Origin of the sequence: Salinispirillum sp. LH 10-3-1 (genome assembly GCF_030643825.1) — a bacterium.
In the GTDB taxonomy this organism is placed as follows: Bacteria; Pseudomonadota; Gammaproteobacteria; order Pseudomonadales; family Natronospirillaceae; genus Salinispirillum.
Genome location: NZ_CP101717.1, coordinates 1,480,718 through 1,504,178, shown reverse-complemented (window position 1 = coordinate 1,504,178; position 23,461 = coordinate 1,480,718). Strand labels below are relative to the sequence as shown.

The 23,461-nt window shown below is 49.0% G+C and carries 19 protein-coding genes; 2 read left to right on the top strand and 17 right to left on the bottom strand.

Annotated elements, in window-relative coordinates:
• Positions 1-52: 52 nt before the first annotated feature.
• Together lptG and lptF are read right to left on the bottom strand one after the other, a co-directional pair.
• Positions 53-1,120, bottom strand: a complete 1,068-nt coding sequence (lptG, locus tag NFC81_RS06620) for an LPS export ABC transporter permease LptG (protein WP_304996740.1) — start codon at positions 1,118-1,120, stop codon at positions 53-55.
• Positions 1,117-2,223, bottom strand: coding sequence for an LPS export ABC transporter permease LptF (gene lptF / locus NFC81_RS06615; RefSeq protein WP_304996739.1), 1,107 nt, complete (start codon positions 2,221-2,223; stop codon positions 1,117-1,119). The genes lptG and lptF overlap by 4 nt, the downstream gene beginning before the upstream one ends.
• A gap of 176 nt (positions 2,224-2,399) precedes the next feature.
• Here lptF and NFC81_RS06610 point away from each other — a divergent pair, with 176 nt between their 5' ends.
• Positions 2,400-3,236, top strand: a complete 837-nt coding sequence (locus tag NFC81_RS06610; RefSeq protein WP_304996738.1) for a glycosyltransferase family A protein — start codon at positions 2,400-2,402, stop codon at positions 3,234-3,236.
• A gap of 59 nt (positions 3,237-3,295) precedes the next feature.
• On the opposite strand, the gene NFC81_RS06605 is transcribed toward NFC81_RS06610, so the two are convergent.
• The 5 genes from NFC81_RS06605 to NFC81_RS06585 form a co-directional block, all read right to left on the bottom strand.
• Complete coding sequence (locus tag NFC81_RS06605; RefSeq protein WP_304996737.1) at positions 3,296-5,062, bottom strand: ABC transporter ATP-binding protein; 1,767 nt, start codon at positions 5,060-5,062, stop codon at positions 3,296-3,298.
• Entirely contained in the window at positions 5,055-5,702 is a 648-nt protein-coding gene (locus NFC81_RS06600; RefSeq protein ID WP_304996736.1) for a beta-lactamase hydrolase domain-containing protein, read from the bottom strand. The genes NFC81_RS06605 and NFC81_RS06600 overlap by 8 nt, the downstream gene beginning before the upstream one ends.
• 169 nt (positions 5,703-5,871) lie before the next feature.
• On the bottom strand, positions 5,872-6,501 hold the full coding sequence (locus NFC81_RS06595; RefSeq protein ID WP_304996735.1) for a YrbL family protein: 630 nt from the start codon (positions 6,499-6,501) through the stop codon (positions 5,872-5,874).
• 1 nt (position 6,502) lies between these two features.
• Positions 6,503-7,546, bottom strand: a complete 1,044-nt coding sequence (locus NFC81_RS06590; RefSeq protein ID WP_304996734.1) for a stealth family protein — start codon at positions 7,544-7,546, stop codon at positions 6,503-6,505.
• Entirely contained in the window at positions 7,539-8,144 is a 606-nt protein-coding gene (locus tag NFC81_RS06585) for a tyrosine-protein phosphatase (protein ID WP_304996733.1), read from the bottom strand. Before NFC81_RS06585 ends, NFC81_RS06590 begins: the two co-directional genes overlap by 8 nt.
• A 289-nt stretch (positions 8,145-8,433) precedes the next feature.
• Here NFC81_RS06585 and NFC81_RS06580 point away from each other — a divergent pair, with 289 nt between their 5' ends.
• Complete coding sequence (locus tag NFC81_RS06580) at positions 8,434-10,545, top strand: lipopolysaccharide kinase InaA family protein (RefSeq protein WP_304996732.1); 2,112 nt, start codon at positions 8,434-8,436, stop codon at positions 10,543-10,545.
• 172 nt (positions 10,546-10,717) lie between these two features.
• Here the strand turns inward: NFC81_RS06580 and NFC81_RS06575 are convergent, their stop codons facing one another.
• The 10 genes from NFC81_RS06575 to NFC81_RS06530 form a co-directional block, all read right to left on the bottom strand.
• Positions 10,718-11,983 carry an O-antigen ligase family protein gene (locus tag NFC81_RS06575; protein WP_304996731.1) on the bottom strand — a complete coding sequence of 422 codons (1,266 nt, stop codon included), beginning with the start codon at positions 11,981-11,983 and terminating at the stop codon, positions 10,718-10,720.
• 177 nt (positions 11,984-12,160) lie between these two features.
• Positions 12,161-13,534, bottom strand: coding sequence for an MBL fold metallo-hydrolase (locus tag NFC81_RS06570; RefSeq protein WP_304996730.1), 1,374 nt, complete (start codon positions 13,532-13,534; stop codon positions 12,161-12,163).
• Positions 13,535-13,813: 279 nt separating this feature from the next.
• Positions 13,814-15,796 (bottom strand): nucleoside-diphosphate sugar epimerase/dehydratase, encoded by a 1,983-nt coding sequence (locus tag NFC81_RS06565; protein ID WP_304996729.1) that lies wholly within the window; start codon positions 15,794-15,796, stop codon positions 13,814-13,816.
• A gap of 267 nt (positions 15,797-16,063) precedes the next feature.
• Positions 16,064-17,239, bottom strand: a complete 1,176-nt coding sequence (locus tag NFC81_RS06560) for a DegT/DnrJ/EryC1/StrS aminotransferase family protein (RefSeq protein ID WP_304996728.1) — start codon at positions 17,237-17,239, stop codon at positions 16,064-16,066.
• On the bottom strand, positions 17,232-17,876 hold the full coding sequence (locus NFC81_RS06555; protein WP_304996727.1) for an acetyltransferase: 645 nt from the start codon (positions 17,874-17,876) through the stop codon (positions 17,232-17,234). Before NFC81_RS06555 ends, NFC81_RS06560 begins: the two co-directional genes overlap by 8 nt.
• Positions 17,873-18,490 (bottom strand): sugar transferase, encoded by a 618-nt coding sequence (locus tag NFC81_RS06550; RefSeq protein WP_304996956.1) that lies wholly within the window; start codon positions 18,488-18,490, stop codon positions 17,873-17,875. The genes NFC81_RS06555 and NFC81_RS06550 overlap by 4 nt, the downstream gene beginning before the upstream one ends.
• A gap of 7 nt (positions 18,491-18,497) precedes the next feature.
• Positions 18,498-19,763 carry a glycosyltransferase family 4 protein gene (locus NFC81_RS06545; RefSeq protein ID WP_304996726.1) on the bottom strand — a complete coding sequence of 422 codons (1,266 nt, stop codon included), beginning with the start codon at positions 19,761-19,763 and terminating at the stop codon, positions 18,498-18,500.
• A 7-nt stretch (positions 19,764-19,770) separates the two neighbouring features.
• Positions 19,771-20,637: a glycosyltransferase family A protein gene (locus NFC81_RS06540; protein WP_304996725.1), complete on the bottom strand. Its 867-nt coding sequence runs from the start codon at positions 20,635-20,637 to the stop codon at positions 19,771-19,773.
• A gap of 317 nt (positions 20,638-20,954) precedes the next feature.
• Positions 20,955-22,025 carry an EpsG family protein gene (locus NFC81_RS06535; RefSeq protein WP_304996724.1) on the bottom strand — a complete coding sequence of 357 codons (1,071 nt, stop codon included), beginning with the start codon at positions 22,023-22,025 and terminating at the stop codon, positions 20,955-20,957.
• A 343-nt stretch (positions 22,026-22,368) separates the two neighbouring features.
• On the bottom strand, positions 22,369-23,454 hold the full coding sequence (locus NFC81_RS06530) for a hypothetical protein (protein ID WP_304996723.1): 1,086 nt from the start codon (positions 23,452-23,454) through the stop codon (positions 22,369-22,371).
• Between the last annotated feature and the right edge of the window lie 7 nt (positions 23,455-23,461).

The window sequence follows — 23,461 nt, the reverse complement described above, 5'->3', positions numbered from 1 at the left end:
CGCGCTGCTCCGAGGGGTACAAAGCAAACGGCGCAGTAGTTCTAAGATCGCGTCAGGTGTTCTTACGGAACAGGTACACGCCCAAACCAAAGGCCAGAAAAACAGGTAGCGTTGCCGCAATGGCTGGACGCATGCCGATAAACAATCCAATAGGGCCAAAAAACTGCTGCGCAATTTGCAACACCAGCCCCAACGCAACACCCATGAATATACGCGCGCCCATAGAAATAGAGCGCGTTGAACCGAACACAAAAGCAATACCAATGAAGCTGAGCGTCATGGTAAGCAAGGGTGCACTCAAACGCTCCCACAGCCGCAAAGCCACCACCGGGTCGACCACCGCACTGGCATCTTGAAACGCCACCCGCTGCCACAGTTCGGGCAAGCTTAATACGTTCAACGAACGCGACAAGTTGTAAATCAGCGTGGTGGAAATAGGCGGTAAGATCACCGACGAACTCATGTCTTGGCGAGTAAATACACTTTGTCCGCTCCGCGAAGACCAGTCTGTCACACTGACATTTTCGAGCTGCCATTCCGTTGGCGTCAGCAACACACCTTCTGCTTCCGTTGTTGTGGCAACACGGTCCCTGTCATCTAACTCTATCAAAAACAAGTTACCGGCGAGCTCGGTGCTGGTGAAATCACCCACATGAATGATCTTGTTCCCGCTTTGATACCACGAACCCAAGCGCACCTGAGTATTCTGATTACGCACGTCAGCACGATAAAAATTCGCCTCCTGCTTCAAGGTCGGCGCAAACACCTCGCCTACGACAAACAGCATCGACGTCGCAATCAGCGCCGGCATCAGAATGGTCGACAGCAACCGCGCCATCGACACCCCCGTCGCCCGAATCGCAGTAAGCTCACTGCTGGCGGCCAAGCCACCGATGCTCACCAAGGTGCCAATCATGACCACAAACGGAGCGAACTCGTAAATTTCGCTGGGTATCGACAGTAACGTATAAATCAACACATGATACGAATTGAAATTCTCATCCCCACGCCGAGCCATTTCATCGGCGTAGCTGAGTAGGAACATCAAGCTGCCGAAAATCAGCAACACCATGAATATGCTAGACAGTGTTTTGAACAGCACATAGCGACTGAGAATCATGATGTGCTCCCTCTTGACGCACTCCCTCTTGATGGAACCGCATTACGCAAACGAGTCTTCAGGTCAGCGAAGTCAATACGCAACGCAAAACCTAACGCCACCCCTATTACGTGAATCCACCAAAAGTTCAGCCACAAAGGCAAGTTACCACTGCCAACGCTGGCGTTCACCGTTCGGCAAAGGTACTGATACACCACATAGAAAATTACCGCGGGGAGTACCGCAGCGTTTTTGCCGCTGCGTGGTTTGTAACGCGTTAGATTCACCGCCCAAATGCAGAAAACCAATAAGCTCAGCGGGTACAACAACCGCCACTGCAACGTAGCGATGTTTCTCCGCGTCCCACTTTCCCACAATTCTTGATTGGTTCTCGATCGGCGATTGAAGGAATCGGACACCTCGCGGCGCTCCAGCAATAACGACATTTGGCTAAACTGTGTGCGCTCCAGTTGCTCGTCGTCGAACCCCGTCAGCAGTTCTCCATTAGAAAACACAAGGTACCGGCCCTCACCATCGTTAATCACCTGTGCGCTATCGGCGGTCAATAAACGTTGCTCACCTTCCTCCAGGAAGGCCATAAAAACCGATAGCAACGAGCCCGCCGCAGGATCACTGCTTTGCGCGTACAACACGCTGCCATCACGATCAATAGACGTAAACTGACCCGGCTGAACAATTTCCGCCGCCGGACGCTCAGCTAACGTCTTGTTCAGCATTTCCGTAGTACGAGACGCAAGCGGCACTAAATACAGCGTGAACAGGTAGAGCAGTGCTGTAGCCAGCACTCCCACCAGTAAAATAAGCCGCATGATTTTGGCATCGGAATACCCTGTCGCCTGCAAAACAACACGTTCGTTAGAGCCCGACATCTGACCTAAAGCAATGACCAAGGCCAGAAAAAAACCCCCTGGCATCAATTCTTGCAACACGAGTGGAAGTTGATACAACATCAACATTGCCACTGCATTACCCGGTAAGGTCCCCCCCAACGCACGCGTCAGCACATCTCCAAATGCTTCTGCCAACAGCAGTATGGCCAATAAAATGCAAATCAAAACGAAGGGTACGGCGATTTGTTTAAGTATGTAACGTTGGATGATCACAAGGCGACAATTCCTGTCAATCGATGTCGGGTTCAATTCTGACAGTAGCAGCCCTATTGTTCCAGCGGAAACATCGGCGAGGCAGGATTAGAGTCAACTTGGTGCAAGTTGACACCTCGTAAGGGCGCCTTTACCATTCGGCGACTTTCCGCTAGAGCCTGACCCGGTAAACAACTATGAAGCTTAAAGAAATACCCGGCGCCCTCTTTACCGCTTTTCAGTTGTCTCGAATTCCGGCTAAGAAACTGAACGCTTCGCGCAGGCCAGAGCTTCCTAGTGTCATCGTGTCTTTTACATCTATTCCATCCCGCATTCCATTCGTGCACCTGACCGTGCGCAGTTTATTAAATCAAAGCGTTCATGCAGAAAAAATCGTGCTTTGGCTACACAATTCGCTGCAGAACCAGATACCAGCCAAACTGACGTCACTAGAAGGGACTCGCTTCGAAATCCGCTTTTCCGATCAGACCAGCTCGCACCGGAAGCTCGTGCACTCAATGGAAGCCTTTCCAGGCAAGACCATTGTGACCTGCGACGACGACTCAATGTATCAAAAGGATTGGTTAGAGAATCTGTATGCTGACCACTTGCGGCACCCCAAAGCCATCATTGCCAACCGTGTGCGCCAAATTAGCTACGAAGAAGACGGTACGACCAAACCTTATAAAGAGTGGCGTTATGTCACCCAAACTGATTCAACCCACGGTTCGTACATGCCTACAGGTTACGGCGGCGTACTCTACCCGCCTAATGCCCTACATGCTGACGTCACAAACAAAGAGCTTTATCTCAAGCTGACACCAAAAGCAGACGACCTCTGGTTTAAGGCAATGTCTTTTTTGCATGGCACCGAGTCACGACAAAGCAATAAGCCAGGCCCTAAACCAATTACCATTTGGGGATCACAAAAGGTCGCTTTACTAAAGAGCAACGTCAGAGAAGACGCCAACCGCGCACAGTGGGACGCGCTGCGAGCACATTACAATTTTAAAACACCAGAACCGGAGAACTAAGCACTACTCGCAGCATCTGATTCACTGCACTTCCAAACATCTTCACTTCTCCCATTAGATTACTCAGCTAAAGTCTGGTGTAGGCGAAAATAAGCTCCCTGACGCGCCAACAACTCATCATGCTTGCCTTGTTCGACCACCTCCCCGTCTTCCATAACGATGATCTGATCTGCATTCATGACTGTGGATAGGCGGTGTGCAATAACCAACGTCGTGCGTTCGCGCGCTAACTTCTCCAGGGTTTCCTGAATGATCTGCTCGGTTCGATTGTCCAATGCCGATGTCGCTTCATCTAACAACAGTATGGGCGCATTGCGCAACAAAGCACGAGCAATAGCGACTCGCTGGCGCTGACCGCCCGACAAGCTGCTACCGCGCGGGCCAGCCAAAGTATGCAAGCCTTCCGGCAGCAAGTCGGTAAAATCAGTCACCAGCGCTGCCTTCGCCGCAGCCTCCACTTCGTGGTCTTTTGCATCGAGCCTGCCAAAAGCAATATTTTGCCAAATGGATTCGTCAAACAGCGCAGACTCCTGACTCACAACAGCGAACTGCCCTCGCAAAGCCTGTAAATCAAACTCGTCAATGCGATCATCACCAAGATAAATACCGCCCGCATGCGGCTCAATGATGCGCGTCAGCATACTGAACACCGTCGTTTTACCAGCACCGGATGGCCCGACGATGGCGGTCATCTTTCCAGCGGGCGCCACAAACGACAATTCGTTAAGCACTGGCTGGTCGCCATAGCCAAATACCACCGAATCCACACGCAACTCGCGCTGCCCAATATCACTTGGAATGGGTTTAATCTTTGGCTTATTAACGATCTCTGGTTTCATATCAAAAACCGCGTACAGACGCTCTAAGCTGGCGCTCGCCGCCAACAGTGCACCACTGATGTTGCTCAGTCGGCGCAAAGGATCAAACATCAAACCCATAGCCGTGAAAAAACTCATGAACTCACCGACCGTTTTTTCACCCGCCATCAACTGACGGCCACCGTACAGCACTACCAGCATAAAACCCACACCCGCCAGTAAGTCGATCATGGCGGGCAACGCCGCCTTACCTACTTCAGAGCGCCGTTGATTCTTTAAATAGCGATCAGAAACCGTACGATAGCGCGCATCTTCATGCGCTTCCAAGCTGTTCAGCTTAATGGCATTGATGCCATGAAAAATCTCATCCAAGCGGGTCGACATGTCGGACGACACATGGCGCGCCTTGCGTGTGGTCTTAAGAATCCAACGACGTACAATGGCAATGGGCAACACCAACAACGGCGCACCGAGAAAAGCAAGCAACGTCCACCGCCAGTCCACCAGCACGGCCACGGTAATCAAAGCAACAAGACTGACCGCATCACGTCCCACGGAAATCAATGCATTGCTGGCAAATGTCTTCAGGGCTTGCGTATCGCCACGTACGCGCTCAATCAACGCCCCCGGCGAATGGTGCGAATAGAACGCAGAATCGAGCCTGATCAGGTGGCCCAGCAACGCTTTCTGCATATTGGTGATCACCCGCAACCCGACCGTAATGGTGATGCTGCGCTGGCCGAAGCCACCCAATGCTTTCAACGTGAACACACCAAAAATGCCCAATGCAACCCACGTCAGTTGCTCGATGGAGCCACCCGTGGTGATCGTATCGAACATTGGCTGCACCAAATAACTGAGGAGCCCCAACATACTGCCTTCTATGATCATTAAGACGACAGCAATAGACAGCAACCCAACATGCTTGGAGACATAATCCTTCCACAGGCGTTTCAACAATCCGAAACGCGACGCATCGTGCAAGGTATCCAAACGGTATTTATTCACGGCGTAAAATCCCATCCACCAGCCAGTTAGCCCAGCCTTTCGGTTTAAATGAACGTTTCAGTTGTTCCGGGTCGTAGTGTTCATCGACCCACTGCATAAAGTCGGCGTCTTTGTTTATCGCCGCGTACTGCGCGTATGCCTCTACGAACGCGTCAAGCACACCTGTACGCGATTGGCGCACATGAAGGTAACGCAGCGAAAACTGCGCTCTTGCCGCCGCAATATCGCCCTTGTAGATCAACAAATACAAGGCCGCAGCCAGCCCTGAACGATCAGCACCCGACTTACAATGCATAAGCATTGGACTTTCCGCCTGATCGAACACCGCTTTTAGGCGGTGAATTTGCTCTTGCGTCGGTGGCCGACGAGATTTCAACCGCACCACCTGAAGATCAATGCCATGTAGAGCACAGGCTTCCTGTTCCAGCAAAAAGGGCCCATTATGGCCTTTTCCGCGCAAACTGATGATGGTACGAACGCCTCTTGCCGCCAATGCTTTTACTGCGCGAGGTGACGGGTGATTGGACCGATAAACGCCCGGCAAAATGGCTTCCGGCCGATTATAGAACGGGCGCAAGAATCCGTGGTCCACCAACATAAGCTCCAACCACGCCAGCGCTCGAACCCACGGCGAATTCATTCTCGTTGGCCAACTGCGGCGCCATTGTTTAACAAAGCGGCCTATTCCAGACATACACTACCTAATGCGACAGACGACGTTACAGTCGAACATACAATAAAAGGCCGTGTATGGTACGCGAAAGGCTTGATCAGGCCTAACGCGGAAACGTCTTCAAATCGTAAGGGCATCATAATTTTGCTAACCGGCGCCGGACTTTTGCTGCGAAACGCTTCTTTTGGCGCTGTCGCGCCCAAGGCAACCAATGTTGCACGGGTAACAGGGTGCGTTCACCTAGGCCATCGATCAGCATAAATTTTTCGTGCGGCAAACCAGCCTCCGACAACACAATGTTGTCCAAATTCAGATCACCAATAACCCAAGGCGAATCTTCAATCAAACTGACGAGCGCCTGCAGTTTCACTGCTCGCTCAGCGGTCATCTGCTCTGAACGCAACAACTGCCGTGCCGTGGGGGCCAAACCACCTTGCGCATCACGCACTGCGGTAATCACGAATCCCAGCCCCAAATCCGTATCAACCAACCCCAAAATGGGCGCAATGTGCTCATTCAGCGACTGCCAATCGTCATAGCGCGTACGCAAATACACATTAAGCTCTCGCAGAATCCCTGTGCGGAATAAAAACCAGTCTTCATGGGCCTTGAACCAGCGAACCCAAGCACCATCATTTTCACTAGGCTGCCAACGCTTGTGGACTTTTATCAGGCGAGAATGATCGCCAGGCCACTCATAAATTAACCGCGTCGTACCCTTTGCAACATGGGCTTGGTCGCGCAAAGCTAAAATCGGTATTTTCATACTAGCTATCCCTTCCGACTGACTCCAGTAACAGGCGATCTAAGCTCCCAACACGCTGCTCCAGCCAAGAGAACGTGGCGTCCCTCATCTGAGGGCTAGCACTTTCCAACCCCTGCAAACAGCCAAAAGCAGAGCGACCTGATAACCGCGCCCATACAGTGCGCAACACAAACCCGAAAACACTCAGGTCACTCAACTTTAAGCGCAACGTCTTCAATTTGTTATCTACCACAGCGCGATCTTGCTGTAACGCTAAGTGAGTCGTCATCGCATCGACAAGAAATTGTTTTTCCGACCGCAATCGATAAGACACATTGTGCTCAAGAGCATCTCCATGCTGATCAAAATAAGCTTCAGCAATGGACTTTAACATCGGATGAGGGTTATGGGGCGCTCGCAGATAACGCGTTGTGAAACCGACTCTTTTAGCAGCACGAGCCTGCGCGTCACGATTGCCCGGCCTAGCTAACTCTTCGTGCGTGCCCTTCCCTATCAGTGATTTGATAAAAGAAGCCAATCGTTTATCAAAACGACTTTCGGGTTGTGCAGCCCAATGCCCTCTGACCACCATTTTACCGTCGCGAAAGAAGTCTTCGGGTTCAACCGGCTGTAACAGCACGAAGTCATCATTCAAGAAGATAAATTGTTCTGCCAGATCGGGAATGCGCCAAAGCACACTGATGATGGAGCGGATATTAAACGTCGGTAGATGCGCTTCAAATCCTCGGAAAATGACACTGTGATCAACAACCCGCACGCGATCATCCAGACCATGCCGATCTATGTCAGCCATAAAAGCAGGGCGTTGCCCATCGGTCACGATGTAGATCCGCCGCAACCATGGCGCAAAACGCAACAGCGATGCAATGCAGTACGCAAACTCACCCGTTTCTTGGTAGCGCTTAGCACTGGCTATCTTTGGCTTTTGACCCAGTGTTGCTAGGTAGCGATTCAGCTTCTCACGATGCGCTGGGTCCTCACCATCAACCCAAGTCACTACGGCGTCAATGGGGAAGCCGCAAGACCAATCATTCACATTATTCACGCCGCAACACCTTATCCACCCACCACGAAACGCCTTGCTTCGGGCGATGGCTCTTTTTCACCGCCTCTCGATCGTACTGGGTGTCAACCCATTCCCAAAAACCGATACCGGTAGCCGCCTCTGCGCGCTCATACTCTTCGAGGAAATGATCCAGCACCCCGGTGCTCGCATCACGAAAATGCAGATATCGCTTAGACAACTGATGCTTAGCTTCACAAACTGGCACACCAGACCATAGCTGAAATAATCCAGCAACCAGCCCAGCACGGTCTGCGCCCGACTTGCAATGCAATAACAACGGCCGTGGCGCATGGTCAAATAAGTCTTTCAAAATAAACAGTTGTTCCTTCGTTGGCGGACGCCGAGAACTCATCTTTATATTATGTAACTGCAAACCCGTGCGCTGGCAGGCATCAACTTCTAACAGGTGATAAGCACTTGAAGACTCGCCACGAAGGTTCAGAACCGAACGAAAGCCGCGCGCACTCAGCGTTTGAAGCCTCGCCGGAGTCGGCTGATTCGAGCGCCAAATACCGCTCACGATCTCGACAGGACGATTAAAGAATGGACGAAAGCAACCTTGGTCTTTAACCATCATGCTCCACCATGCACGGAAACGTGCTGGTCGACTGAGCAATGGGGATTCGGAATTGTGCAAAGAATGGCCTGTCGAATATCTAATTAGAGGCGTAATGGTACTTGTTCAATGCGGCCCGAGCCAGTTTTTGCTACCACGGAAAACATCATTAACGGTGGGCCGCCCAAAAGATTGATCATCATCGCCGTCCCGCCTATCATGCCCCATCACTCGTCGCATACCGGTACTCATGAGCCACACGCCTTACACGGACCTGTCAACGCTTCCCCTTTCATCGTGGGAAGGTGAAATGCAGACGCCCTATTGCACCGACACACTGACATCTTGGCTGACAACGCTGCCGCAACAGCTCGAAGCTGTCGACAGCGACCTCATCTACAGACTACGTAATCGAATCTATCGCATCGACGACCCAACTCAGGCCAACAGTGCAGGCTTGTGTGTAAAAGCCTTCAAAGCACCGGCACTGGCGCGCTCCGCTTATTATCGCAAATACGGCAGCAAAGCCGCTCGCGCGCACCACTGTGCAAGACGCTTGTTTGAGCAGAATGCAGGAGTAGCGGAACCCATTGGCTACATAGAAAGATGGGACGGTTTGCGTCTGGTAGAGAGCTACCTCATCACCCGTTATCTTGATGAGGCGACAGACCTCTACACCGAAATGACGTACCTCATGAATGAACATCCCGATGCCGAGATATTCATACGCTTGCTGCGCTTCACCGCGAACGCAGTACGCGATATGCACGACGCAGGCTTCTTGCACAATGACCTCGGCGCGCAAAATATACTCATGCATCGCGACGGGCCAACAGACTGGTCAACCCCGGTATTCATTGACCTCAATCGCGGTGCGCTCTATGAGTCACTGACTTTAAAACAACGCGCACGTGACCTCGCTCGGCTCAAAATTCCGTCGCATTTTCTGCGCATTTTTTACCACATATACTTCAACGACGGCGCCATTCCTAAAGAGTTCGACCGCTGGGAGCGTAGCTATCGCACGCGCATTGAACGCCATCAAGCCAGTCGAAAATATCGCCATCCAATTCGTCACATCAAATGGCTGATGAACCCTGTAAAACACGAAGTATCCACCGGCAAACTGAGTGACCGAAACGCCTGGTTATGGGATGAAAAGTCAGGCCAGCCTTCAGTCGTACTGCAAGGCAAAGACCGCCGAGCGCATCGAACCTTATTTGACCTATGGCCGATGATCAGCAGCCACCTAAAGCGCGGGCCGAAGATCATTCAACACTACAAGGCACGCAAAGCTACCGCCTTTGAGTCAAAACTAGACCTAAAAAACCGCTTAGGCGTGTGCATTGAAGTCGATGAAAACATCGATCTGCAGATTGAATTACTTAAATCTACACCTGCATTGCCGGTCTTTGTACGCTGTTATTTCCATAAAACAGAAGCAGAACTGGAGCAGTGTTTCGCCACGATTGAACGCCTTGCCAGTCTCGGCCACGAGGTGTCTATTGGGCTCATACAGTCACGGCAAGCCGTTCTGCACCCGGAACAATGGCAACGTTTCATGCAAAGGGTTCTAGAGCGCACACATCGCTTCATTCATTTCGTCGAAGTGGGCCATGCCGTCAACCGAGTGAAATGGGGCCTCTGGAATCTGGAAGAAATAAATCGGATGTGGGACAGCGTGGCACAGCTCAAACAACAATACCCAGAACTGAACTTTCTGGGGCCCGCCGTCAACGACTTCGAATTTCATTATTACCCGCCGCTGCTGGAACAAACAGCAGAGCTGGTGGATGGTATTCCCTGTCACCTGTACGTCGACCGGCGCGGCGCGCCCGAGAACTTTCAAGGGAAATTCTCCACGCTAGAAAAGTGCCTGTACGGCAAAGCGATCGCCGACACTTACAACAAACCCGGTTTCTACATCACCGAAATTAACTGGCCCCTAAAAGGAACGGGAGAATACTCGCCGTTGGCAGGTGCTTACACGCGTAAAGACTATATCGAAAGCGACCTACATGTCGACGAAGAAACAGCCGCCGCCTACATGATCCGCTTCGCCTTAATTGCTTTATGTTCTGGTACTACAGAACGCATTTGGTGGTGGCGTTTGGCACATCACGGGTTTGGACTCGTCGACGACCTAAGCGGCTTCAGACAGCGGATGGGTTGGAAAGCACTGGTACATTTTCACTCCTTGACAACACAGCAGCAATTTATTGCGCGTGAAGAAACCAATGGCGTTATACAATTTCACTTTTCGACGTTCAGCATAGCTTACTCAATGACGCCTCAAACTATTGCAGTACCAGAGCGGTTCACACATGCAACCGACCTATACGGCGACAAAATAGAGAGCCATGGCCAAACGTTGGCGTTATCCAGCCATCCAGCATACCTGCATTACAGTCCGAAGCGATAGGAAGATTTGGAACTAGCACGGAATACAATGTTTGCATAAGCCAGAACGACTGGGCAACTGGGCAACTGGGCAACTGGGCAACTGGGTTAAAAATACCGCAGCGACCTAGGAAGGCACTGAACTAATCGCATGGCGTTCTGGCATTCCGAAGTAGGTTGCGGCAAGGCAGGCTTTAGGTTTCTTTCAAAACGCCGGCAGGTGCAGCCTCATGTTTTGGCAAATACACAAAAGTTAGGCTGAGCAAGATTAGCCCCAAAGCAGCAGGACGTACGTCATAGAAGCCATAGGCGGTGTTCAGCGGCATCATCAGTACTGACGTGGCCGCAGCCATGGCAAAAGCCATACCGTTCCTTTCGCGTGCTGCTCGCCATGTCAATGCAACCAGCCAGCCAAACGCCAGGATGTACCCCACTAAGCCAACCAAACCTGTATTCACCGGCACATCCAAGATGATCAAATGAGCCTGGCGATGAGCCCCACCTTGCCTTTCCGTGGAAACAAATAGTTCACTTTCCTTAAAACCATAACGTCCCACACCCAGCCAAGGGTATTGTGAGATAACTGTTATGGCATCTTTGTAGATATCTATTCGTGTCGTAGTCGCCCTGTTGAGGTCTTCGGCATTACCGGTAAACGCCAATAGCGTCCTATCAACCCGGCCTTTTACGCCCGAAGACATTTGAATACTGGCATAGACCGTCAACACTGCGCCAAGGCATACCAGGACAAACATCAACACCGGAAATTCGCGCCGGTATAAGAGATAAGCGATGTAGATCACCGCCATCAGGGCCATCACGATCCACGCAGAACGGCTACCACCAAGAAACACCGAAATTGCAAGGGGAAGCACCAATAACCACGCCAGACGATGCAGGCCGCCGCGCACGGCAAAACGCCTGATGGCTTCAAATACAAAGGGAGAGAGGTATGCCAGATCGGTCATCCTCACACGTGGGTAAAAAAAGCTCGTTACCCGTCCCCCAACCATCGGGTTACCCAACATATTAAAGCCCAATAAAAACTGCATAATGCCATCGAAAGCCGAGAGCATAATGAGTCCGGCTACGCCATAGAGCAGTAACGATTCATTCATGCGCTGGCGAAAGCGAGAAACCAGAAAAATACCAACAACGATGTAAAACGCCCACTGGATGACAACCTCTAGATGGCGGTCAAGCACCAATGCCGTAAAAGTAGAGAGTAAGATGGGGACAAACAGCAATGCCAGCAGCAACAAATAGGCTCTCATCCATGGCTGCTGGTACAGCTCCTTAACGAACAAGTGACGCAGTGCGTAAAAAAATAAAGGCAGCAAGGCGACATGCATGACCTCACCAAATGGAAAGAGAGCAATAAACAAGAGAATGCTCAATTCCACCCAGTTTTGTTTAAGGAAAAAGCCTACCTTGGAGAAGAAAACCTGATTTTCTAACACTACAACCTCTATTACCTGACGAGTTAAGACGAAACTGGCCCAACTAAACCCTCGAAAACCGCACACACTGACTTAACGCAAGCGCTCTGAGTGCGCAGCAGTGTGAATCCTGAGCCTGTTCTGGTCAAGCACAACCGGGAACTATCGACAAAAAGTAACTTTTCGTATCCAACCTATTCAGACTTGGCTTAGTATTTTTGCCAACGCCTCGCGCGCCTTTTGCACACCATGTACAACACGTACATCGCCCGGCGGCTCTTTCATACCACGCACCCAGGCCACCAAGTCTTTCTGGTCGGCGTGGGCACTGAATCCGCCGATAGTGTACACACCCATCTTGATATTATAAGACTGATCATCAATCCGTACTTGCCCACCCTGCCCTTTGCGTTGAATCTCGGCACCTAGGGTACCGGGCGCCTGGTAGCCCACAAACAGCAAGTCATGGATAGAGTCTTCAATCATCGCCTTCAGATAGTTCATCACGCGTCCGCCTGCCAACATACCGCTGGCGGCGATCACAATGGCAGGGCGATGGGTGGATGCCAGCACTCTAACCGCTTGTTCATGCTGTTGGTGGCTGTCTATCGTTGTGAGTTCAGAGAACGACAGCGGGTGTCGGGCTGGCGCAGCCGATGTAAGTTTAACACCACCTGTGCCGACTTCTGCATCCCACAAGGGCAACAACTCGCGATACACCTCGTTGAACTTTGCCGCCAAGGGCGAGTCCACCACCACATCCACAGCACCGTCTTCCACACCGGTCGCTAAATCGCTGATGATCTGTTCAATCTCGTACAGCAGCTCTTGCGTTCGGCCAATACTGAAGGCGGGAATCAACACCGTACCACGGTTCTCTAGCGCGTGTGCTACCACTTCTTTAAGGCGCTCGCGGCGCGTCGAAGGGTCTTCGTGTACGCGGTCACCGTAGGTGCTTTCAATCACCAAGATGTCGGCGCGCTCTGGCGACGTCGGGCCCGGCAGCAAGGCGCTGTCGAGCGTACCCAAATCGCCAGAAAACACAGTTCTGTGCGGTCGTTCGCTGCCTGTTTCCAAATCAATCTCAACAAACGCCGAACCGAGAATATGCCCCGCCCGCTGAAACCGAACTTTCCAGTCCAATGTACCTGGTAACGGCATCCAAGAATCGAATTCTACAGGCACCAGTTGGTCATTCACGCGGGACAGAAAGCGCTCTATCAATCGACGATCACGCGTGAAGCCGAGCCTCAACGCATCCTCGATGATCAATGGCAGTAGTTTTGCCGAAGCAGGCGTGCAGATGATGGGGCCATCAAAACCGGCGCTGATCAGATACGGCAAACGGCCTATGTGGTCAATGTGCACGTGAGTGACGATCAAGGCTTTCACCGCCGAGAGGTCGAACGTCACTTGGTGTTGTTCTAACGGCGAAGGCCCGGCGTCCTCGCCTTGGAACAGCCCGCAGTCGACCAGTAAGTGGTGGGTGTCATTCGCCATGTAACGGTGGCAACTGCCCGTAACGCCTTCAGCGCCGCCGTGGTGGATGATGGATGGAAATACCTTTTCCATAATGGATTCCTTTTTCGAATTTTAACGTTGTAGGGCAGCCCTCTGCGCGAATCTCCCCGTAGGAGCGCAGCCCTCTGCGCGAATCTCCCCGTAGGAGCGCAGCCCTCTGCGCGAATCTCCCCGTAGGAGCGCAGCCCTCTGCGCGAATCTCCCCGTAGGAGCGCAGCCCTCTGCGCGAATGTTCGGCCAGAGGGCTGGCCTCCTACGAAACTACCCTTCGGCCAGAGGGCTGGCCTCCTACGAAATTACCCCTCGGCCAGAGGGCTGGCCTCCTACGCATCAATGAATCGGCTTGTCATCGGAGGTACTGATGCTCGCAGGCATCAACCAATCCACCATGTCGGATGAAGGCTCAAAGCCGTGTACAGCTTCCTGCAGTATCTTACGCGCTTTATCCATATCTTGCCGCAGTTCAGCAACTTGCAACTCGTGCAGATGCCCATACAGCGTTTCATGATCCAACAAATCTTCATTCGCGCGCATAATTTTAGGGTGCGACGTACCTTCAACGTCTTCACCAATCAGCAACTCTTCATACAGCTTCTCGCCCGGCCTTAAACCGGTAAACTCAATGGCGATATCACCGTCCGGGTTTTTATCCGACTGCACTTCCAAGCCACACAGTTCGATCATACGCCGCGCCAAGTTCACGATCTTCACCGGGCTGCCCATATCCAGCACAAACACGTCTCCGCCCTGCGCCATAGAACCCGCCTGAATAACCAACAAGGCGGCTTCGGGAATGGTCATAAAAAACCGGTTGATGTCCGGGTGAGTCACCGTCACCGGCCCACCGTTTTCAATTTGTTGGCGGAACAACGGCACCACCGAGCCAGAAGAACCCAATACATTGCCAAAACGCACCATAGAGAACACAGTATCCTTGCCCTGTAATGCGAGGTCTTGCAGAATCAGCTCCGCCAAACGCTTCGTCGCGCCCATCACATTGGTCGGGCGCACCGCTTTGTCGGTAGACACCAAAATACAGCGCTCTACGCCGGTATCCGCCGAACACTGGGCCACCACCTGAGTGCCGATGACATTGTTGCGAATACCCTCAAATACATTGTGCTCCACCATGGGCACATGCTTATAGGCTGCCGCGTGGTACACCGTTTGTACCTTGTACCGCAGCATAATGGCCTCTACCCGAGCCCGGTTCACCACGCTGCCTAAAAACGGCAGAATGCGCGTAGTAATGCCTTCTTCATAGCACTGTTTGTTCAGCTCTTGGTCTATGCTGTACAAACTGTATTCATTGGATTCAAACAAAATCAGCTTACGTGGGCCATTGCGTAGAATCTGCCGGCACAACTCTGAACCAATAGACCCGCCCGCGCCCGTCACCATCACTACCTTGTTGCGAATACTGTGGTCCAGCAGCTCTTGCTTTGGTGGCACAGGGTCACGCCCTAGCAGATCCTCAACTTCCACTTCACGCAATTGGTCCAATGTTGCCTCACCCGAGACAATTTCGGGCATAGACGGCACCGTCAACACGTGAACCGGCAAGCCCTCTAACATATCTAGCGCATGCTTACGTTGTTTGCGTGAGGCCGAAGGCAAGGCCAGCAGCAAGCTTTCTGGCTGGTACTTCTCAACCAACTCCGGAGCTTTCTGCGGGCAGAACACTGGAATCCCCAGCACCGAACTGCCCCACATGCTCTGGTCGTCGTCCAAAAAAGCCACCACGTAAAACTCACGCCCTGCCGCCAATGCATTCGCCAGCTGCGCCCCCGCACCGCCCGCACCGTAAATAATGACCGCTTGTTTATCCGAATAGTGTTTGATCAGCCACTGATAATACGAACGCACCACGAATCGGCTACCGCCCACATACAGCATGGCGATCAGGGCAAAGTTGATCGGAATAGAACGCGGAAAAACATCCAAACGCATCACATAGGCCATCGCGAACAGTATCAGCGCCAGCAACACAACGCCTTTAACGACCGCCATCATCGCCTGTACGCCCATGTACCGCACCACTGCACGGTACAGGCCAAAACGAGCGAAGATAAACACCCCAATGAAGGGCACGGTCACGAATAACCAAAAGGCGCTGGTAAGGTAACCGGGAGGGGGTAGTAAGGTAGAAAAACGCAGAGCGTACGCCGTCCACAGTGCCAAAGGCAACGCCACGAAGTCCGCCATTACCATGATCACGCGCTTGGCTCTGCGGCTCAATGTAGCCACGCGTAAATGAAGATTGCGCTTCAACAATTCGGCATCAGGTCCGGCTAACTTCTTGCCAGCGTTCATACAGCGATCCTTGTCTACAACAGATAATTCTTGTTGTTATTATGGCACAACATTTGGGTGTGTGTGCACTGTCACACCGCAGTTTACGCCTACCGTACCGTGGGACGCAATTCCCACCCGTTGGGCGGGCGCTTTTCTGTATGAGCATACCCGCGTCAAACACGGCAGGTGAAACCACCTGCCCTACGACCGTACCCGATCCCCGCTGCCCTTACCCGCTACCGTCATAAAAATGTACCGGAAATAATCCACCACACTCTCAACGTGTCAACCAACGGCTTCGCTCATCACCTCTTGAATAACGCGACAAGTCTTCTGAATTTCCGCAGTCGTTAACGTCGGGTGAACCAAAAACATCAAACTCGTCTCGCCCAGCTCTCTCGCTACAGGCAAGCGCTCTTTTGGCCGGTAATCCGTCCCATCAAAGGCTTTTTCCAAGTACACCTCAGAACAAGAACCGGAGAAACATGGCACGCCACGCGCGTTAATTTCGTTCATAATCCGGTCTCTATCCCAACCAGATGACAATTGCTCAGGCTCCACAAAGACATAGCATTTATACGCCGCATGCAGCATGTCGCTCGGCACTGCTGGCACACGCAAACCCTTTAGCGAGCTACAAGTTTCCCAAATAGCCTGAGCGTTCTCCGTCCGCTTCACCGTCCACTCTGCCATGCGTGTTAGCTGAATACGGCCTATCACCGCCTGCATTTCCAGCATGCGCCAATTGGTACCGAATGACTCATGTAACCAACGAAACCCCGGCGGGTGCTCACGCTCGTACACAGCCTCCCAACTTTTGCCGTGGTCTTTATAAGACCACATAGACGACCACAGGGCTTTGTCATTAGTGGTGACCATACCGCCCTCACCGCCCGTCGTCATGATTTTGTCTTGGCAAAAAGACCATGCACCAATATGGCCAATGCTACCTACAGATCGGCCTTTGTAACGCGCTCCATGGGCCTGTGCGCAGTCTTCAATCACGTAGAAGCCGTGCTGCTTAGCGAGCGCCATAATTGGGTCCATATCAGCGGGGTATCCCGCCAAATGCACCACCACTACAGCTTTTGTTTTAGGCGTGATTTTCGGAACAATGGTATGCGCTTCAATGTTTTGGCTGTTTGGGTCTATGTCAGCGAACACCGGCGTAGCCCCCGCTGTCACCACGGAAGATACCGACGCCAAAAAAGTACGAGGGGTAACAATCACCTCGTCCCCTCCGGCCACACCCAACGCCTTCAACGCAACATCCAACGCCACGGTACCATTGGCTAATGCAATGGCGTATTCACAGTCTGCCCATGCCGCAAACTCTTTCTCGAACGCACGGCCTTCGCCACCCGTCCAATAGTTCACTCGGTTAGACAACACAACATCACGACATGCATTGGCCTCTTCTTCGGTGAATGAAGGCCAAGGCGAAAACGGCGAGTTAAGCATAAAAGTCTTCCGTCCATTTATAATGCTTCGCTGGATTCCCCAGCACTACTTCATTTACTTGAGTATCCTTCAACACAACACTACCCATGCCTATCATTGAGCCAACAGACAGAGTGCAACCTTGCCTGACAGCAGCAGACGCCCCAACTTCAACACCTGACTGCACTTCAACATGCCCACCCAGCATGACCATCGGCGCTAAAGTAACGTAATCACAAATATTCACATCATGCCCAATGCTGCAAAGCTTATTAATTACTACATGAGTACCGATTTTCACATCCGCCGTACAAACAGCTCCCGAGCAAATGACCGTTCCCTCGCCGATAACAGTTACATCACAATCGATCTGCGCTGATGGATCAATCAAAGTAGCAAATTGTGGCTTACCGAGCTTCCTCATACTCTCGACAATTTTTTTCCGCACCCGAGGAGCACCTATCGCAACAACAAACTCACATTCTTCGTATTGGTGCCAATCCGACGTACTACCTAAAACTGGTAGTTCATAAAACGAGCCATCCTTCAATTTAGGATTGTCATCTAAAAACCCCAATACTGTGCGCCCTAAGCGCTTACACAACCAAGCGACTTCTTTTCCGAACCCACTAGCACCTACAATCATTACCTTACTCATTTTTCTAAATCTTTTTCGTGTTTAGAAGTTCCCGTAAAGCGAGGCATAGGTACTCCTTCCTCACTGTCAACCCCCTCTCTAACGACTACCTTTTTCACCGTCAGAAACAATATTTTGAGATCCAGCCAAACGTTCCAGTTTTCAACATACCAAACGTCAAGCTCAAACTTTTCTTCCCACGAGATAGAGTTACGACCACTGACCTGAGCCAACCCTGTAACGCCGGGGGGAACTTCATGTCGCCTCGCTTGTCGTTCATTATAAAGCGGTAGATACTCCATTCTTAAAGGACGAGGCCCTACTAAACTCATATCCCCTTTAAGTACATTCCACAACTCAGGCAACTCATCCAAGCTGGTTGAGCGTAAAAAACGACCAAAAGAGGTCAGACGCTCTGTATCGGGCAGAGGGTTCCCAGAGGAATCAAAAGCATCCCGCATTGTACGAAACTTCACCATCTCGAAAGGTTTTCCACCCTTACCAGGACGAGTTTGCCGGAAAAACACTGGCGACCCTAGCTTCCGTCGTACATTGTACGCGACGATGGCGATCACAGGCGAAAGCACTGCGAGACCCAATGTTGCTGAAACGATGTCAATAAGTCGTTTTACCATCTTCACTTCAAACCTTCATGTTGTATAAACCGGGGGCAATAGATTCTGCCCTCTCAGGATGCCCTTCTACCGTCGACTTTAATACTTCCATTAACTGCTGAGCTAAATCATCACGCGCAAAGTGTTCTTCAGCAAGCTTACGTGATGCCATCCCGGCCGACTCCAACCAATCGGTATCATGCATCTTTTCATGAACCAAAGCCGCAACCTCTGCAATCGGGCACTGCCACATCGCCATTCCACAATTGCTCTCCACAACTAGATCATGCATCCAGCCACCATAGTTCAGAAAAACCGGGGTGCCTGAAGCCAATGCGTCAAAAAACTTATTGGCTGAGTTCGGCCTCATTTCTGGCAGATCTATGAAAAGTGCCGATGCCATAGTTGCTGCACTCAGCAAGGCGGGAATGTCCTTTTTGGGCATTGCGTTCTCTACAAACAGATTGACCTCGAAAACGCCGGCATCTTTTGCAGCGGCGATCACGGCATCTCTCTCAGCACCCTGCCCAACCAACAAAATACAAACATCTGATTTTAACGCTTTTAGCTCTTTAGCTAACTCAACCATATAAGCGACACCATTGACCCTTCCAAAGGTGCCGGTATAGACAAGTAACGGCTTATCCTTCAACCAGCTTCGCTGTGCACGGAACGAAGCTGCTGCTGAACTGTCGTGCTTGAATTCAACGTTATCACTACTGTTAGGAATAACTGCTACTTTTTCGGCGGGAAAACCTGCACGCACAACCCCTTCTTTCATTCCCGGAGAAAGAGCAACAACCGCTGATGAGTTTATATATGCCCAGCTTTCTAGCTTATGGGCAGCGAAACGTAACAGCGGATTTTTCAAAGCACCCATGGCAATAGGCATTTCCGGCCAAAGATCACGTACTTCAAAGACCATCGGAATTTTTTTCTTACGGGCAGCAGGTACCGCAGGCAAGGCAATTGTTAAGGGCGTACTGGTAGCGAAAACCACATCACCATCAAGTTCAATTGCTTTTCTTCTAGCAGCAATAGCAAAAGAAATAAATGCCTTAACTCGCTGCCAGAAGCTCATGGAGTTTGAATAGAAAACGGGATACCAATGAACTTTAATGCCAGATTCTTCTGTTTGAAACCATCCTCGACGACGGCTGTCCTCCTCGCGGTAACTTGTTACCATTTGCACTTCATGGCCAGCTAGAACCATACGACGCGCCATTTCGTACGAGCGTGTGCCCCCAGACATTTCGGGAGTATTAAAATACTGGTGAAGGTATATTAATTTCATAAATCTATTACCTCACTCGTGCGCTGCTAACGAAGGCTTTGATGGACTCGAAAGTTCGGAATGGCCAAAGAACAAAGACAACCGCTGTGGCTTTTAGTTTAACTTTCCACCCATAGTAACCACCAGATTTAAATATAAAGTAAAACTCTCTTACAGGGGAAAAAACAATTTTCATAAAAAAATTAAGTCGCCTTTTTAAACTACCACTACCTGTTTGCCCCCCTGCTACCCTTCTTACCTTTCTAATTATTTCTCTAAATTCGATTCTAGCTGGATGGTATATTAGGGCACTTTCTTCATATTCTAACTTGAACCCTGCAGAGCCCGCCCTCTGGCAGAATTCAGCGTCTCCCCCGCTAAATCTTGAATCGTCAAAGAAGCCGATTGAAAGGAATACATCACGAGAGATGGTTAAATTTGCTGTAACAGCATACCCTCTGCTCACATATTTTTTCTGCGGAAGACCCAATATCAAGTCATATGACTCTACAAAATTTGGACGAGTTGACATTGAATACATTGCTACCCCGCCAGCTAGCAGCTGTACATTATCATCCGAACACCGCCGAAAAATATTAGTCAGCCAACATATATCTGGCTTACAATCAGCATCAGTAAAAATAAAGTACTTATAGTCTTGCAGCAATTTGGTGAGCGCAAAGTTTCGTGCCGAGTAGGAGCCTGGCTTTTCACATTTAAGTAACACGAAGTCTGACAGTCTTGAATCACTCGGAATATAGCGTGACCCGTTATCAACCAAAACAAATTCTATTTCACCCCTGTGCTTCTCGATTAGCGATTGATAAATCTCAATATTAACTAAAAGTTTTTCCCAATCATTATAAATAGGAATCACTACGCAATAAACACTCATAAACGTTACCGTATTAAAAAAATAAACTATTAGAGGGAGGATCCAAAAACCTACTGATTGACCACCATGCCTAGACATTCAGCCTATTTTCAACTGCCTTATTCCATCTCCTCGATGTTCTCGACAAGGCCTTCCCAGTTGCAATTAATTTGGTCTTGGTAGGGGTTCATTTAATTTTCCGAGTTTAGTGCGCACGCAATTTTGGTCGAAAAGGCTGAGTTTTACGTAAATTGCTTTAGACCAAATAAGTTGGCTGATATTTTACTAGATCACTGTTTTTTAATTCTCATAATTTGGCGAAACCAAAAATGATACTGTCAACTCAAAGACACTAAAACCCAATTATAATTGAAGTACTTATATACAGAAAAAATCAAAAGTAAAATTAACCATGACAACTGATACGCAAGAAGTGACCTACTATTAAAGGCTTTAAAAGAAGCAACTAAAAGGGCTCCACCAGCCATTCCCATAAGAGTAAAGATACGATCAGCAAATAATCTGAAGTCACTAAATATGAACAAAAAGCAAACTGATAAAGAAAAAACTACAAGCCATTGTCTATCCAAACGATTTCTAATCACTAAATTATATTTAACGAAGACAAGCAATATAAGCGCCATAGGGACCACAGTAATAAATCTAACCACTCCTGCTTCAGGGCTTAAATTGTAATTGGCATACCTGTAAATCTTATCAAATATTATAAACGACAACTCACTATAGGAAGTTATCCATACCAATAAACTACGACCAACTCCAAAAAACCCAAACATTAGACTCAATAACAGACTGAAAATAACGAACCATCGCCCAAAGTTAAGAAAGAAAGCTACATAGACACCGATGAAAATAATAGCAGTATAGTGAAACAAGGAAGCCGCGATAAAATATGCAAGAGAAACATAGGTTTTTTTGTGGCCTAGATGAAACACGCCCAACATAAATAAAGTGGAAGAAAATGCAGTCCTCATTATATTTCCATCATTATGGTAAAAGAAAGCAAAATACCAAAAGAAGATAAAAACAAAGTACGACTTAAATTTTAAGAAAAATATAGCATTAAATGCCATCATCAAAGAGTAAAATATAACTCGAAAGATCACATAATCTAAACCTAATGACTTAGCCAAAACTTGGAGCCCAACAAAAGCTGGCTCACCGTATGCACGTGAAAATGACTTGGGATCAGTTAAAATTTCTGATATATTTGGTACTTTAGTGAAGTGCTCAGAGTAGCTTGAGTAGTCTGTCATACTGCTATCTAAAGCCAGCACCAACCCCATGATTTGAAGTATTAAAAAAACGACAATAAATCGAATTCGATCTTTTACGAATCTGGCAAAACCACTTAAGAAAAGCGCCACTGGTAAAATTGATAAGTACAATCTATTTTCCTAGGTATATGACTGCACAAAATATAAAAAATGTGCATTGAGAACTTAATCATTTAACTCTAAAAAAGAGTAATTCGACCAATTACAATTAAATCAAGTTTTTATTTTTAGATAAATATAGACCAAACTTATTTAGAATATTGCTTATAATAAACCATAAAGAGTTTATAGCCCGGGATATATGCAAGACCATAAATAACAACACCACTCATTAAGCCAATAGGAAAACTGAAAAAATACTTTAGTAGGAACATCAGTATCTAATAGCACTCATACCGGAATTTATTTTCCCAATCATGGTAAATTTAGCCAGTCACAAAAAGAGAAAATTTTTTCAACAAAGTATCTCGTAGTCATTTTTTAATCGAACGGCTTGGTAAAGTCTAGCCATAGCAGTATTCTTGTCGATGACACCTTTTGTTAGCGGGTGACTAGAGTCTTCAAACGTATATTGAAACTGCCTATTCAGCCATGCTTGAGCTTTCTTCTTATCATCACACAACGACTCCATTGCATAAGCTATTTCAATCCCAGATACGTTATAATAGTAACCAAAGTCAGATTTTATAAGTTCTTTTTGAAATTCAGGTTTCTCTACAACACTAATGATATTTTCAATTAGACTACTATTCCAGATTTTTTCATTTGGAAAGGATTCTTTTAGCATGGCGTAAGCATATAAATTAAAACCATGATAGCCGACCGACTTAGAATACAAACTACGCAGACGACGTTTAAGTATTAACCGGTTTTTTACTTGACTAGCAAAGCTGAGCACCCCGTGAGATAGATAATCGGAAGCGGAACCCATTGGCGATGCATGAAAAATCACCCCACTCGGATACAATGTCACATTACTAGCGATTTTTCTTAGAAACGTCAACGCTTGTTTCTGTGCGACTGCTGTCTTGTTCAATTGTGCAGCCACGGCTGCAAACCAAAGTTGGTGATTGAACGTGCTGTCGACACTCAACTCAGATCCATCAATATCAACGCGATTCCAAATACCAATATCCTCGTTCCATTTATGAAGAAAAAAGACTTCTTCAGCAACTTTATAGCAATCTTCCCGATCAAATACCTCAGAAGCTTTAACTAAAGCTTCAATAACCCACGCCTGCCCTATCAAACCATTACAAGAGTCTTTACCTTTCTTATCTCGGCAATAGAAGGTTGCGCTAGCGGGACGTAACTCCTTACTTAAAAGATATTCGATTGATCTTTCAGCCGCTACCTTTAGCTCATCACTAGGATTATTTTCATAAACACTTGCCAATAAAAATAAAATATGTGCAGTGTTTCTGGTTGGTTTTTCAGGGTCAACATAAGGACCATTGTGACCTGCCATAAACGAACCATCATCTCTCTGATGCCTTTCAAACTTCAGAGAGATATCTATTAACATAGAACTTAAATTCATACCAAGT